At 61.3% G+C, this 14,232-nt stretch carries 9 protein-coding genes; 3 read left to right on the forward strand and 6 right to left on the reverse strand.

All coding sequences use genetic code 11. The annotated features are described in order from the left end of the window. Nucleotides 1-125 precede the first annotated feature (125 nt). From bcsC to bcsR, 6 genes are read right to left on the reverse strand one after another with little or no spacing between them, the layout of a single operon-like run. Complete coding sequence (gene bcsC, locus KHQ28_RS15965; protein WP_032418288.1) at nt 126-3,605, reverse strand: cellulose synthase complex outer membrane protein BcsC; 3,480 nt, start codon at nt 3,603-3,605, stop codon at nt 126-128. Next, the gene (gene bcsZ / locus KHQ28_RS15970; RefSeq protein WP_032413110.1) at nt 3,587-4,696 is read right to left on the reverse strand and encodes a cellulose synthase complex periplasmic endoglucanase BcsZ; all 1,110 of its coding nucleotides are present in this window, start codon (nt 4,694-4,696) and stop codon (nt 3,587-3,589) included. The genes bcsC and bcsZ overlap by 19 nt, the downstream gene beginning before the upstream one ends. Before the next feature lie 3 nt (nt 4,697-4,699). Then, complete coding sequence (bcsB, locus tag KHQ28_RS15975; protein ID WP_004901208.1) at nt 4,700-7,045, reverse strand: cellulose biosynthesis cyclic di-GMP-binding regulatory protein BcsB; 2,346 nt, start codon at nt 7,043-7,045, stop codon at nt 4,700-4,702. Nucleotides 7,046-7,055: 10 nt separating this feature from the next. Then, nucleotides 7,056-9,674, reverse strand: a complete 2,619-nt coding sequence (gene bcsA / locus KHQ28_RS15980; protein WP_032418287.1) for a UDP-forming cellulose synthase catalytic subunit — start codon at nt 9,672-9,674, stop codon at nt 7,056-7,058. Beyond that, nucleotides 9,671-10,402, reverse strand: coding sequence for a cellulose biosynthesis protein BcsQ (gene bcsQ, locus KHQ28_RS15985; protein ID WP_023342307.1), 732 nt, complete (start codon nt 10,400-10,402; stop codon nt 9,671-9,673). The genes bcsA and bcsQ overlap by 4 nt, the downstream gene beginning before the upstream one ends. Before the next feature lie 11 nt (nt 10,403-10,413). Further along, on the reverse strand, nt 10,414-10,602 hold the full coding sequence (gene bcsR, locus KHQ28_RS15990; RefSeq protein WP_002921513.1) for a cellulose biosynthesis protein BcsR: 189 nt from the start codon (nt 10,600-10,602) through the stop codon (nt 10,414-10,416). A 168-nt stretch (nt 10,603-10,770) separates the two neighbouring features. Here bcsR and bcsE point away from each other — a divergent pair, with 168 nt between their 5' ends. From bcsE to bcsG, 3 genes are read left to right on the forward strand one after another with little or no spacing between them, the layout of a single operon-like run. Then, entirely contained in the window at nt 10,771-12,324 is a 1,554-nt protein-coding gene (gene bcsE, locus KHQ28_RS15995; protein WP_017879901.1) for a cellulose biosynthesis protein BcsE, read from the forward strand. Beyond that, nucleotides 12,324-12,521 carry a cellulose biosynthesis protein BcsF gene (gene bcsF, locus KHQ28_RS16000; protein WP_002921518.1) on the forward strand — a complete coding sequence of 66 codons (198 nt, stop codon included), beginning with the start codon at nt 12,324-12,326 and terminating at the stop codon, nt 12,519-12,521. The genes bcsE and bcsF overlap by 1 nt, the downstream gene beginning before the upstream one ends. Then, nucleotides 12,518-14,197 carry a cellulose biosynthesis protein BcsG gene (gene bcsG, locus KHQ28_RS16005; protein WP_004173944.1) on the forward strand — a complete coding sequence of 560 codons (1,680 nt, stop codon included), beginning with the start codon at nt 12,518-12,520 and terminating at the stop codon, nt 14,195-14,197. Before bcsF ends, bcsG begins: the two co-directional genes overlap by 4 nt. The last annotated feature ends 35 nt before the right edge of the window (nt 14,198-14,232 follow it).

A 14,232-nucleotide genomic window follows, 5' to 3' on the forward strand; every position in this document is an offset into this window, starting at 1 on the left:
ATATTTCCGCGCGGTGGCGCGGACGCCGGGATACATCCCCGACGGCCAACGGTGGGCAACGCCTCACGAGTATACGCGAAGCGCGTCGCGGAGTGGCGCTCTGTAACGTAATTCAGCCTATTCTGCTACCAGTCGGCGTAGGGCACCAGCGGCTGGGGCGGCATATCCAGATCCCCCTGCCAGCCGGCCGCCGAGTAGCGGACGTAAAGCAGCGCATGGCTCGGGGTGTAATCCTTCGCCTGCTGAATATCGACCGCGGCGCCGACGAACCAGTTGCTGGTCACCCGCCGCTCCACCAGCGCTCTGGCGGTGTAACCGAATCCATGGCTGCTGCTCCCCTCCTCCGTCAGCTCGCTGGCGCGCTGCCGGTAGTCGGACGGGATCAGGTTCAGCAGCGGATAGCGGGCTTGCGTCTGGGTGCGCGAATGGGACCATGACACCGACCCGCCGAGCTCCCAGGACCAGTTCTCGGTGCGCTGACGCCAGGTCACCGGCACGGCGAACGAGAGATACTCCTGTGGGCTGTAATAGCCGCCCTGGCCGAGGGTGTAGCCGCTGAGATCTTTGTCGTAGTGCCAGATCATATTGTTGAGGCCGACGGTGAGGCGACGATTATTCTCGTTGATGACCTTGTAGTAGTACCCGGTCATCCAGCGCACGCGCCAGTTATCCGCCACGTTTTTACCGGTCAGCGAGTCGGCGCCCAGCGAGGACCAGATGCCGTGAGCCTCCCCGCGATCGTAGCTCAGGCTCAGGCCGCCGCCGTCGGCGCGGACGCCGCCCCAGGTGGCGCCGGTATGGCTACTGCTGTCCTTCTGCCCGCCAAAGGAGAGCAGCGAGCTGGAGATAGGCCGCCGGTGGACGTTGACCGTGTACCCCACCGGCCCGACGTCGCTGCTGTAGCTCAGCCCCCCCACCACATCGACGACATTGAAGCCCATCGGCGTGGTGCCGATATCCCCGCTCCAGGTGTCATTCTTCCAGCCGACCGCCACGCTGGCCCCGCTGTCGGTCTGATTTTTACTGCCGCTGGTACAGGCGATCTCCCCGCAGGTGCCCCAGCTGGGCGAGTAGCTCCCGTCGCTGTGGGTGGAAAAGCTGCCGGCATCCATATTGACCAGGTCGGTGCGGAAGAACATCCGGCCATCCGCCAGCGGAGCATCCACCTGCAGCATGGTGGTATGCGCCTTCAGGTCGGAATAGCCGCCGGTGCCGCTGGAACCCCAGAAGTCATGTTCCAGGGTGACGTTCAGATCCTGCTGACGATAAAGGTCGGCGGCATCGCTGCGGATCCCGCGCTTCAGCCAGTCATCATGGCTGTCGTTGCGCGTCAGCCGCGTAAAAGTATCGTTATCCTGCGGCTGCGCGGGGGTAATGCCGGAGGCCACCATCGCTTCCCGGTAGTGCGTCAGCGCCTGCTGCGGCGCCCCGCTCTGGGTGGCAAAGCGCGCGGCATCGCGCAGCACCAGCGCGCTCTCCATCGAGGGCGGCTGCGCCTTCGCCTGCGGCACAATCTGATTAAAAATCCGTTGCGCGTCAGCGGTATCGCCAAGGCCAGCTCGCGCCAGCGCCACCCGCCGCTGCATGTTCATGGATTCGGTCTCTGCGCCTTTCAGCTGCATGACCTGCGCCCGGGCGGCCGGTTTATCGCCCTCGGCCAGGTAGACTTCCGCAAGGCCGAGGCGCGCATCGCCGTTGTCGGCCTCCTGACGCAGCACCCGCTGATAGTCGGCAATCGCCGTCTGGCTGTCTCCGCGCTGCTGCGCCCAGTCGGCCAGCGTCAGATCATAGCGCACCGAGGCGGGCTGCCGTTTGATGAGGGCGATCGCCTGCGCTTCGTCGCCGCTGTCGCGCAGCTGGTTGGCCTGGCGCAGCACCCGGTCGCTTTGCAGACGCGCTTCGAGTTCACGAATGTTATCCGTCCACGCGCTGCGCGGCAGAGCGGCGATTTGCGCCAGAGCCAGATCGTCCTGGTCGTTCCCCGACAGGTAGAGTCCCGAGGCGTAGACCCGTTCGGCGTCCTGCGGCTGGCGGTTGACCATCGTCCGCATCAGCGCGTCGGCCTCCTGGCGTTCGCCGGCGCTGACCAGATCCCGCGCCAGACGGTAGGTTATCCAGACGCTGTCCGGATCCAGCGCCAGGCGCCGACGCTGAACTTCCGCCGCCTGCGCCCAGTTGCCCTGGCTCTCCAGAGCCTGCGCCTGTTTCTCCAGCCGGTCGTTAGTCAGGCTGCGCTCAATATCATCGATACTGCGCCGCTGAGCGGGAGGGAGGCCGGCGATCCAGGCGCTGGCTTTCTCCGGCGATTCGGCGCGATAGAGGTTGGCCAGGCCGCGCACCGCCAGGTTATTGCCGCGATCCAGGCGCAACGCCTGCTGGTAATAGCGCTCCGCCGCCGCCGCCTCTTTGCGCGCCGCCGCGACGTCCCCCAGCCCCAGCACGGCATAGCTGTCGGTGCGATCGACCCGCTGCGCCTGGGCATAATAGTTCTGCGCCTGCGAAAGCTGGCCGGCTTTCAGGGCGTTATCCCCCTGCTTTATCAGCAGCCAGTAGCGGTTAGTTTGCAGCAGGCTGTCCCACTTGCCGCGGTTCGGGCTGTCAGGGTCCATGGCAATCGCTTTACTGAGCTGCGCCACTGCCCGCGCGCGGTCGCCGCGCTGGGAATAGGCCTGGCCGAGAGCGCCCACCGCGTCGCTGTCGCGGCTGTCGGCCTGAACGGCTTTCTGCAGATCCGCGACCGCCTGCGTGGTATTCCCGGACTTGACCGCCGCCAGCCCTTCCGAGCGGGCGCGGAAAGTCGGATCCTGCAGCTGCGCCTGCTGTTGGTCGAGCAGAACGCGGGCGTTCGCCGCCACCGAGCCGGTGGGAAACTGCAGAAGAAATTGCTGCAACGCCTGCACGCTGGCCTTACTCACCGGCATACTTTTCACCTCACTGAACCACATATCGGCGGCGATACCGCGTCCCGAGGCCGATCGGGCCATCTCCGCCAGATAGGCGAACCCCTCCTGCGGTTTGTTATCGGCGAACATCTGCTTCGCCAGCGAAGTCAGCAGGCTGACGTTGCCCGGCGCGCTGGCGTTCAGTTTTTTCAACTGGCTGACGCCTTCGCTATGGCGGGACGGCAGGCGCGCCACCAGCGTCCAGTATTCAATGGCGACGTCAACGTCATCCGGCACCCCGCCGTACAGTTTTTCATAGGCGGCGATGGCTTCATCGACCTTCCCGGCCACGCCCAGCAGTCGCGCCTGCTGCAGCGCCTGGCGGCCCTCGCCGGTGTTGCTTTTCATCTCATTGCGCGACGCCTTCAGCTCCGGGGAGTCCGGCGCCAGCTTCGTCAGTCGTTCCAGCTCTTTTTGCGCCCCGGCGGCATCCCCCTGACGCAGCAGATAGCGCATCCGCGCGGCAATCAGCTCCGGGTTGTTGGGATCAATCAGCTCCAGACGGTACAGCGACTGGCGCACCAGGTCTTCACGATTGCTGGCCTCGCCGAGGCGCACCTGCTCCAGCAGATGCTCCTGGGCAGGCGTCGTCGTCGCCTGCGCTAACGGCAGCAGCGCAACGCCGAGGGACAGCATGAGTAAACTTAGTGTGAGCTTGCGCATTCCTGGTTCCAGTCAGGTTGTAATTCACCACTCGCCGTGAAACGAAAACGGTGTTGATCCCAACCCTGGCCGAACAGCGTCAGAACTGCGCTGTAGTAGGCATCCGCGCCGGGATAGTTATCGGCGACGCGCTGGCGTTGCACCGACCGGGCCTCGTCGTCCTGTAAAAACGGCAGCATTGCCGCGGAGAAGCCCACTGGCCCCTGGCCGCTGGTTTTGCCGGTGGCGATATTCACTTTCTCCGGGGGTATCCCCTGCTCCGTGGTCTGCGCCGCCATCGGCGCGAAGCGTTGCAGCAGACGCGCTTTCTGCTTATCGCCATCATGGAGCATGCCCACCCACAGGTAGACGCGAATCGCGTCATAGCTGCCGATCGGCGGCTTTTCGGTTTTCAGCTGCCAGCCTTTCCCTTTCTCATAGCGCACCCAGTCCGGGGTAAAGCCTTTCGGCGCGGTCTCCAGCAGCAGGCGCAGGTTACTGTCGCGCAGAGCGGGCCACGGCGCGCCAAAACGCACAAAGTAGGTGGCCAGCTGCGGCGGAAGATAGCTGGGGTTAAACCGCCAGCCGCTGTCATCGGCAAAACCGACTTTTCCCGGCAGCAGCATCGTGCCGAGGCCTGGCACCGCCACCGTCTCTTCAGCGACAATCCGCGCCAGCAGGGCTTTTCCGGTCTCGGTGTACTGCGGCTGTTGCCACAGGCGCCCCGCCTCCAGCAGCGCCCAGGCTATCCACAGATCCGAGTCGGACGCCGAGTTGCTGTCCAGCAGGGTCCACTGCTCATCGTCCTTTTTGCCCCACAGCCAGCCCGGCAAATGTTGTTTCAGATCGCCTTCCGCCAGGTTGTTCTGCGTCCAGGTCAGCAGTTTGTCGAACCCCGCGCGATCGTTGGCCGCCAGGGCGAAAAACAGGCCATAGCTCTGCCCTTCGGAGGTGGAGATTTTGCGCGCATCGCTGGGGTCAATCACCCGTCCCTCGGGGCTGACGTACGCTTGTTTAAACTGCTCCCAGGCGGGCCACTGGCAGGCGGCGCCCACCTGGCCCGCCGCCAGCAGCAGCGCCGAGAGCACCGCGCCACAAAGTACTTTCATCATGGTTTACTCATCATCCAGGCTAAGACGGCGGCGGCTGATGATGCGCAGCATGCGCCACAGCACCCATGCCAGCAGCACAATGCTGATGGCGGCGAAGATCGCCAGCAGTATCGGGTGGTTAGAGAGCGCGAACCAGATGCGCTCGAACCAGGGCAGATGACCCACGTAGTAAATATCCCCCACCCGCAGGCTGTTGACGCCGGATTCGCGGATCACCGCCACCGAGCCAAACATCGCCGCCCGCTTACCGCTGTCGTTGAGGGCGTTGGTCAGCAGTTCATTACCGCGCGGGCTGTCGGCCAGCAGGGCCACCACGCTGCGCTGATCGTTATACGGCGACTGGAAGCCAATCACCGCCGCCATCGGCCCGGAAGAGGTAATGTCGGTGCGGGTATTGGGCGTGCGGGCCTCATCGTCGGGATAAATGCTCGCCAGGTCATAGTGGCGCATCGGCATTTTCACCCAGCTTTTGGTCGCCTCGACCAGCAGGTTGATTTTGGTGTCGTCCTTGAGCGACGACGGGATCGCGCCGATCAGCAGCAGATCCGCGTCTTTATTCTTGATCTGGTTGCCATCGTCGGTCATTTGCAGATTAATCGCCGCCAGACCGGTCTGCGAACCGATGCCCCCCAGCGCCTGCAGCAGCGTCGCCACCTGGCCCTGGGTCGGCGCCTTCGGCACCACCACCAGCGTGTCGGAAAGGTCCGCCATACGGCTGTAAGGGAAGCCCGCATTGGCGAAGACGCGCAGGTCCGGCAAGGCGATAAAGTGATAATACTTCGAGAAGTCGATGGTCGAATCGTCGCCAATCACCACGTGGTTCTGCACCGGCTGGAAGGTAATACAGTTGTCGATGGAGCCGCCGGGCATCGGGTTCATATACTGGAAGTCAAAGCGCAGCTGGTTGACCGCCCCAAGACGCAGCGCGGGGATGGTGACCTCCGATTTGCCGTCCAGCAGCCCCTGCAGCACCGGCAGGCGCAGGATCAGTTTGTTCACGTCCTGGGAGCTGTTAAGGCTGAACGACTGCAGGAACTGGTCGTTGAGGCTGATATCCATCCGCGAGCTGTCCTTCACCGGCGGCATGGTGTAGCGGTATTTCAGATCCATATCGATGCCGTTGGCCCGCAGCAGATAGAGATCCGGCGGCAGGTTAAGCGCCACGGTGATGGCATCCGGCACCAGGCCGCTGGACTGCAGCTGTTGCTCATAGGTTTTCAGCTCAGCAAAGGTGACCGAACGGTCGGTGCGCACCCAGTTCGGCGCGTCGTAAGGCTGACGCGGCTGCAGGGTTTTGATGCCGTCCACGGTGACGCTGCTGCCGCGGAACAGAATATTGCCCTGAGCAATCCCCTTCGCCGCCAGCAGCAGGTCGTTATCATCGCGGCCGAAAATCACCAGCAGCTTGACGTAGGGATCGTTCGGGTTGTCGATCATTTCGATGGTCGGCGCCTTGACCGGCGGATGATCGCGCAGGAAGTCCGGACGCTTGTCGTTGGTGGCGAAGACAATGGCGTTACGATCCGGCAGTTCATTGAAATAGACCGGGAACTGCTGGCCGCGCCAGCCGGCCTTGCTGCCGAACCAGGAGGCGACTATCGCCGCCGCCTGCTGCTGGGTGACCGCTGGCGAGCCCGGGAAAATCATCGGCAGCTTCAGCGGACGGTTATCGCGCGGATCATAGAACGGCACCGGGAAGTGTGACAGATCGTTATTTACCTTCAGCGACTGGTAGGTGAGATCCAGATAGCTTTCGCGTCCGACGTCCAGCCACAGCGTACTGCTGGCCGGGTTTTCGCAGACGTCGCGGTAGTGGCCGACAAACTCCAGCCGTACGCGGTTGAAGTCGGTGATGTACAGCGGGTCAATCGGCAGCTGCGCGCGGATCTTTTTCCCCAGCTGCTCTTTGGTGACGGGCAGGACGCCCATCAGCTCATCGTTAAGATAGACCTTCAACTGCGACTGCACGGGCAGCAGCGAGGGCGATGGGGTGTATTCCAGATTGAGCAGCGCGTTGGCGACCAGCTCATCGCTGCGCATGCCGAATTCGACCGACGCGTCAGGCCGTGAGCCGCGCAGCACGATGCTGCCGGGCGGCGGCGCGATGGTGGCAAAGCTCAGCTTCACCTCCCGCTGCGGCACGTTCTCGGCCAGCGCCGCCGGAGCGGTCGGTTCGGCGAGGGTCGCCGTCGGCTCGCCCACCACGATCGGCGCAGCCGGGGTCGCGGCCTGCGGCTGAACGCCAGGGGCAGCGTTCGCCACCGCGGCCGGCGCCGCGTAAGAGGCCAGTGGATACCAGCTGCACATGCCCACCGCTACTGCACACATCCAGGAAAGTTTTCTTTTCATCGCATTATCATCATTGTTGAGCCATTGCCGGGTCTGCGGAGAGCGTCGGCGCGGCGCGTTCAGGGCGTCGGGGTACAAACGACGCTATCCAGGCCACCAGCGAAGTGAGCGCGCGGAAAACCACCTTCACCGACGGCGGCGAAAACTCCGCCAGGTGACGATAGCCACGAAAGCCCAGCTTGAGGATATCCAGCAGGCTTTCCATCGGCTTATCTTCCGGGAAGCTATCCTGCCAAAGCGCCCACGTATCAGCGCGGGCAAACGTACACTGCACAAAATCGATATGCTGCTGGTTGGTTAACGGCAGCAGCTGGAGCCCCACTTCGCTGCCGTTGACCCGCGCGACCCTGACCGGGAAGGCATACTCCTGCTGTCCCCGTTTGAGCAGCAGCCTGGCGTTCTGGCCTTCCAGCACCTGCGCGTCGCCGTTAATTTTGATCCCCAGTCCGCCGTCGGAATAGTCGTGGACGGTGCAGGAGAACAGGTGGCCATCTTCGCGGGCGATAGCCGCCGGCATGCTCATTTCGACACGGTGCGAACGGCGAACCTGCTTGCTTTCAACCGAGACCGCCACCGCGCCGCCAAGAATAATCAGGTTGTAGAATACCCAGACAATACTCACCCAGACGGTGAGGATTTCATTTTCCGGGCCGTACATGAAGCGCCAGATCCCCACCGCGACGCCGACCAGATTGAGCAGCACCAGGTAGATATAGGGCCGGGAGATCACCCAGTCGACATACTCCTCTTCCACCAGCCCGCCCTTCGCGGTGACGTTGAACTTGCCTTTATGCGGGTTGATCAGCGCCACAAAAGTGGGCGGCGCGATATACCAGGCCAGCACCGTCTCGTAAATTTCACTCCAGAACGAATGGCGATATTTGCCCTGAATCTTCGAGTTGGTCAGGCTGGCGTGGATCATGTGCGGCAACACGAATAGCGCGATCATCAGCGCTGGCGCATAAATGATATAGGCATGGAGCAGCAAAAAGGCCAGCGGCGCCGTGAGGAAGATGAGGCGCGGAATACCGGAGAGAAAGTGAAGCATGGCGTTGGCGTAGCAGACGCGCTGCACCAGCTTCAGGCCTTTGCCAAACAGCGGATTATCGAGGCGGAATATCTGCACCATTCCGCGCGCCCAGCGGATGCGCTGGCCGATATGCGCGGATAAACTCTCCGTCGCCAGCCCCGCCGCCTGCGGAATACGCATATAGGCGGAGGTATATCCCCGCCGGTGCAGACGCAGCGAGGTGTGGGCATCTTCGGTCACCGTTTCGACGGCTATCCCGCCAATTTCATCCAGCGGGCCGCGGCGGATAACGGCGCAGGAGCCGCAGAAGAAGGTGGCGTCCCACATGTCGTTCCCGTCCTGCACCAGGCCGTAGAATAGCGTCCCTTCGTTCGGCGTTTTGCGAAAACGACCAAGATTGCGCTCAAAGGGATCGGGCGAGAAGAAGTGGTGCGGGGTCTGCATCATCGCCAGCTCTTTCTCTTTCAGAAACCAGCCCATGGTCATCTGCAGAAACGAGCGCGTCGGCACATGGTCGCAGTCAAAGATCGAGACGAACTCCCCTTTGGCATATTTCAGCGCATTATTGATGTTGCCGGCCTTGGCGTGTTCGTGGCTGGTGCGGGCGATATAGTGCACCCCAACATCTTTGGCAAACTGGCGAAACGCTTCCCGTCCGCCGTCGTCGAGGATCCAGATGTTCAGCTTGTCCTTCGGCCAGTCGATGCCCTGCGAGGCGTAAATGGTGTTTTTCACCACGTTGAGATCTTCGTTATAGGTGGGGACGAAGATGTCCACAGTTGGCCACAAATCCATGTCCTCCGGCAGCGGCACCGGCTGGCGATTCAGCGGCCAGACCACCTGGAAGTAGCCCAGCACCAGCACCACCCAGGCGTAGGTCTCTGCGAACAGCAGAATGATCCCGCACACCAGACTTACCGGGTCGTTCCAGTTCAGCGTCGAGGTATAGCGCCACCAGATATAGCGGCACGACACCGTCAGCGACAGCACGATCAGCATCAGCGCCGAGAAACGGCCCGGGATGCGTCGCACCAGCAGCGCCACGCCCCACAGCAGCATCAGGAAGATAACCTGCGACAGCGGGTTAAAGGGCTGCGTAATACACATCAGCGCCAGCACCAGCGAGCAGAAGGTCACCCCCCCAAGGATCGCCCGGCGCAGTTTAGGATTGAGGTGCGCCAGCTCTTTCTGTTTATCCAGATGGCCGGTGCGGGCGTTCATCTGCTCAGGCAATTTTTCCAGCCACTGCGTATAGCGACCGTGCACCCCTTCCAGCGCCGCCAGCGAACGCCAGTTGACCTTTTTCTCCGGCTCCGGCACGCGCGTCGTCAGTAACCACAGGGATTGCAGCAGGTAGCGCAGCGGATCCAGCGGACGCGGGCGATGCGGATTTATGTGGGGAAAATAGGTTTCATGGCGGGCCAGAATCGCCTGCCAGCGCGGCGTCTCCAGCGGCATCAGCGCCCAGACCAGCGACGCCCACAGACAGCCAAGCGACGCCGACAGCCACGAAGCGCCGTGCTGCCGATAGTCATCATAGCGCGCACGCAGCCGCTCCCCCACCGGCGGGGCCAGCAGCAGCGTACTGAGGCGGATCATGCCGCTCTCCCGGCGGAATAGTGGATCAGGCACCAGTTCGCCAGGGTCAGCACCTCTTCCGCCGCCAGCGAATCCTGACGATACTCCCCAAGAGGTTGTTTCGCCGCCAGGCACTCGGCCATCGCCTCGTCGCGGTGAATCGTCACCGGCAGGATGCGCGGCTGGCTCTCCAGCCACAGCTGGTAGAGATCTTCCTGCAGCTGGCTGCCGACCCGCAGATCGTTAATCAGAATATCGCTGTTGGCCGGGAGGGGCTGCTGGTGTAGACGGATATGGCTATTGGCGTCGGGATGAACCACCACCAGCGAGCGATCGCAAAGCGTCAGCAGCTCGCGGGTCAACGGCGAATAACCCGCCGGCAGATCCAGCAGCAGCCAGCGGTACTGGCCCTGTAGCTGCTGTACTGCCTCCGCTATCGCCCCCAGGGTGGGCTGCAGCTGGTCGACATTTTCTCTTTCGCCGGCGCTGAGCTGGCCAAACGGCAGTAGATCGATATGCTGCGTATAGCGCAAGCCCGCGTCACGCCAGTCCCGGCCGTCGAGCAGCGCCCGCGCCCAGCCGTCCTGATGATGGATATCGGTATTAAAGAAAAAGCGCAGCATATTATCCGGGCTGGCGTCGATCGCCAGCACGCTTTCACCGAGCAATTGCAGGGCCCAGGCGAGTGCAGCCGTAATGGACGTGACGCCAGTTCCCCCGCGCACGCCCTGTAATCCCAGAATAGCCATCTCCGGCTTCCTTATTTTTTCTCTGCAAACTCTGCCAGCAGCGGCCAGCGCTTCAGCGCCGCGTTCAGCTGTTCGCGCCTGGAAATATCATGATAATCAATATCCGGCAGGGAAAATGCCCGGCTAAGCGCCAGAAAATCATTTTGAAAGGTGTACCCCAGCGTGGCGTCCGTGGGTACCGCAGGATCTTTTGCTGGCATATCTCTGTCCGTTCGAAATTTATTATTAAACCAGAGGACGTATACAGCTCATCCTTAAAAGCAGGTGTACATGCTAAAACTGATGACCTTTAATTTCAATGTTAGGTTTACTCTGTCGGTTTCGCTAGTAAACTTATTCAGTGTCAATCAGGGCGCACGAGGGATGCCGTGGATAATGTATTTACTTTGGGTATTTCATCATTATGGGATGAAGTGTGCCATATGCCGGTCGGCGGAGTATGGTGGCTCAACGTCGACCGTTATGCCGATGCCGTCAGCCTGTTTAATCAGACACTGGCCGCGCAGGCGAAAAACAGCCACGTTGCCGCGCTGGTTATGGGAAACAAACCCAAGGATATCATTTCATTAGATCATATTCACGGTCCGGATAATATCGCGCTATTCACCCTGCCGAATCGCCCGCAGGCGCTGGAGGAAATACACCGCGATTTAGTCTGCTCCCTCGAACCTGGCAATTATTTGTTTATTCTGCTATGCGCTGAAAATGCCTGGCAAAATATAAATAATGAAAAGTTATGCGCCTGGGTAGAAAAGACCAGCCGCTGGGCGCAATATCACCGTTGCGCGTTCTTAGCGATCAATTCCGCGCAGGAAATCGATCGGCAGCTGACTCCCTTATTACGTGAGTACCGCTCCCTTTCCGGACTGGCAAGTATTCGTTACCAGGGCGACCGGCATATCTTTGATATTGCCTGGTGGGGAAGCGATAAGGGTATCAGCGCCCAACAGCAGCTGATGGTGCAACATGATGACGCTGGCTGGCGATTAGCGCAGGACGCTGAAACCAGCGTGCAGCCGCGCAGCGACGAAAAAGCGATCCTCAGCCATGTGCGCGTGCTGGAAGGCGCCCCGCCGCTGTCGGAATACTGGACGCTGTTTGACACCAACGACGAGGTCTTCAACGCCGGGCGCACCGCGCAAGCGGCGACGATCCTCTTCTCCATTACCCAAAATACGCAAATTGAACAGCTGGGCCGCTATATTCATACCCTGCGTCGCCAGCGCGGTACGGCGCTGAAAATCATCGTCCGTGAACAAACCCCGAGCCTGCGCGCGACCGATGAGCGGCTACTGCTCAGCAGCGGCGCCAGCCTGGTGATCCCCAGCAGCGCATCGCTCTCCCGCTGCCTGACGCTAATCGAAAGCGTACAGAACCAAAAGTTCTCCCGCCATATCCCGGAAGATTTTGCCACCCTGCTGACCTGGAGCCAGCCGTTAAAGCTGCGCGGCTACCAGAAGTGGGATGCCTTCTGCGAAGCGGTGCACAACGTGATGACCAATACCCTGCTTCCACCCGACAGCAAAGGCGTGATGGTGGCCCTGCGCCCGGCGCCGGGGCTGCGCGTTGAGCAGGCGCTGACGTTATGCAAACCTAACCGGATGGGCGACATCATGACCATCGGCAATAACCGGCTGGTGCTGTTTTTGTCGTTTTGCCGGATCAATGACCTCGATACCGCGCTAAACCACATTTTCCCGCTGCCGACCGGCGATATTTTTTCTAACCGTATGGTGTGGTTTGAAGACAAGCAAATCCTCTCGGAAATCGTAATCATGCGCGGCGTCGAGCCGGCGCGCTGGAACACGCCGCTGCCTCTCTCGGTCGGTAAAAACGAGACCATTAACGCCACCCACGATGGACGCCACTGGCGACGCTACCCCGAACCACACCGGTTAACCACCCGCGAGGAGCAAGCCTGATGATGTCTCTCGCCGATATTCTGCAACTGGTGGTGCTCTGCGCCCTGCTGTTTTTTCCGCTGGGCTACCTGACGCGCCACTATCAGCGCCGGATCCGCACGACGTTAAGACTGATGTTCTTTAAACCCCGTTACGTGAAACCGGCAGGGGTATTACGCCGGGGAACAACGGTTAAGCAAGGCAAAGCGAACAAATGACAAATAAAAAAACGACCGCGGCACCGCTTCCGCTCTGGCAGTACTGGCGCGGCCTTGGCGGCTGGAACTTCTACTTTCTGGTCAAGTTTGCCCTGCTGTGGGCCGGGTATCTCAATTTCCATCCGATGCTGAACCTGGTATTTCTCGCCTTTCTGCTGGTGCCGATCCCGCGCGAAAAGCTACACCGTATCCGCCACTGGATCGCTATTCCGCTGGGATTCGCGCTGTTCTGGCACGATACCTGGCTGCCCGGGCCAGAGTCGATTTTTAGCCAGGGGTCGCAAATCGCCGGCTTCAGCGCCAGCTATATCTGGGATCTGATTGTCCGCTTTATCAACTGGAGCATGGTTGGCGCCTTCTTTGTTTTGCTGGTGCTATGGTTGTTTATCAGCCAGTGGCTGCGCGTCACCGTGTTTGTCTCGGCAATGGTCGTCTGGCTGGCGGTCAGCCCGCTGCTGCCGGCCTTTACCCTATGGCCCTCCGGTCAGCCCACCACGGCCGCCGCCACGACCGCACAGGCCAATACCGGGGCCAACGCCGCCGCTGGCGCCGCGTCCAGCCCCGCCAACAGCGATATTCCGCCGCAGACCGAGCCGCCGACCTCAGCCAACCTGACCAACTGGCTGAACGCTTTCTATGCCGCCGAGCAGAAGCGCAAGACGCCGTTCCCGGACCAGCTGCCGGCGGATGCGCAGCCGTTTGACCTGCTGGTGATCAACATCTGCTCCCTCTCCTGGTCGGATATTGAAGCCGCCGGTCTGATGGATCATCCGCTATGGAAGCACTTTGATATTGTCTTCAAAAACTTTAACTCCGCGACCTCCTACAGCGGCCCGGCGGCGGTGCGCCTGCTGCGCGCCAGCTGCGGCCAGCTGTCGCATACTAATCTGTATCAGCCGTCCGGCGCCGACTGCTACCTGTTTGAAAACCTGGCAAAGCTCGGCTTCAACCAGCAGCTGATGCTCGGCCATAACGGTCTGTTCGGCGACTTCCTGAAAGAGCTGCGTTCGCTGGGCGGTATGCAGAGTCCGCTGATGGACCAGACCGGCCTGCCGGTCAGCCTGCAGGCGTTTGACGGCTCCCCGGTGTATGAGGATCTGGCGGTCCTCAACCGCTGGCTGAAGACCGAAGAGGCCAGCAGCAATCCGCGGAACGCCACCTTCTATAACACCCTGCCGCTGCATGACGGCAACCACTTCCCGGGACAAAGCAAAACCGCAGACTACAAAGTGCGGGCGCAGAAGCTGTTTGATGACCTGGATAACTTCTTCACCGAGCTGGAGAAATCGGGGCGGAAAGTGATGGTGGTGGTGGTGCCGGAACACGGCGGCGCGCTGAAGGGCGATAAGATGCAGGTATCTGGCCTGCGCGATATTCCAAGCCCGTCGATCACTAACGTCCCGACGGCGGTGAAATTCTTCGGTATGAAGGCGCCGCATGAAGGGGCGCCGATTATCATCGATCAGCCCAGCAGTTATCTGGCGGTGTCGGAGCTGGTGGTGCGCGCCCTCGACGGCAAAATGTTCAGCGAGGACAGCGTCAACTGGCAGCAGTATGTCGCCAACCTGCCGCAGAGCGCGGCGGTGTCCGAGAACGCCAACGCCATCGTCATCCAGTATCAGGGCAAGCCTTATGTCCAGCTGAATGGCGGTAGCTGGGTGCCTTATCCGCAATAAGCGACAAGGCCGCCTATGTTGGCGGCCTTACATCG

The organism is Klebsiella sp. 28 (assembly GCF_018223905.1).
In the GTDB taxonomy this organism is placed as follows: Bacteria; Pseudomonadota; Gammaproteobacteria; order Enterobacterales; family Enterobacteriaceae; genus Klebsiella; species Klebsiella pneumoniae.

Excerpts from the sequence above, each read along its gene's own strand:
- bcsC (WP_032418288.1), bottom strand. The coding sequence starts at position 3,605 with ATGCGCAAGCTCACACTAAGTTTACTCATGCTGTCCCTCGGCGTTGCG.
- bcsZ (WP_032413110.1), bottom strand. The coding sequence starts at position 4,696 with ATGATGAAAGTACTTTGTGGCGCGGTGCTCTCGGCGCTGCTGCTGGCG.
- bcsB (WP_004901208.1), bottom strand. The coding sequence starts at position 7,045 with ATGAAAAGAAAACTTTCCTGGATGTGTGCAGTAGCGGTGGGCATGTGC.
- bcsA (WP_032418287.1), bottom strand. The coding sequence starts at position 9,674 with ATGATCCGCCTCAGTACGCTGCTGCTGGCCCCGCCGGTGGGGGAGCGG.
- bcsQ (WP_023342307.1), bottom strand. The coding sequence starts at position 10,402 with ATGGCTATTCTGGGATTACAGGGCGTGCGCGGGGGAACTGGCGTCACG.
- bcsR (WP_002921513.1), bottom strand. The coding sequence starts at position 10,602 with ATGCCAGCAAAAGATCCTGCGGTACCCACGGACGCCACGCTGGGGTAC.
- bcsF (WP_002921518.1), top strand. The coding sequence starts at position 12,324 with ATGATGTCTCTCGCCGATATTCTGCAACTGGTGGTGCTCTGCGCCCTG.
- bcsG (WP_004173944.1), top strand. The coding sequence starts at position 12,518 with ATGACAAATAAAAAAACGACCGCGGCACCGCTTCCGCTCTGGCAGTAC.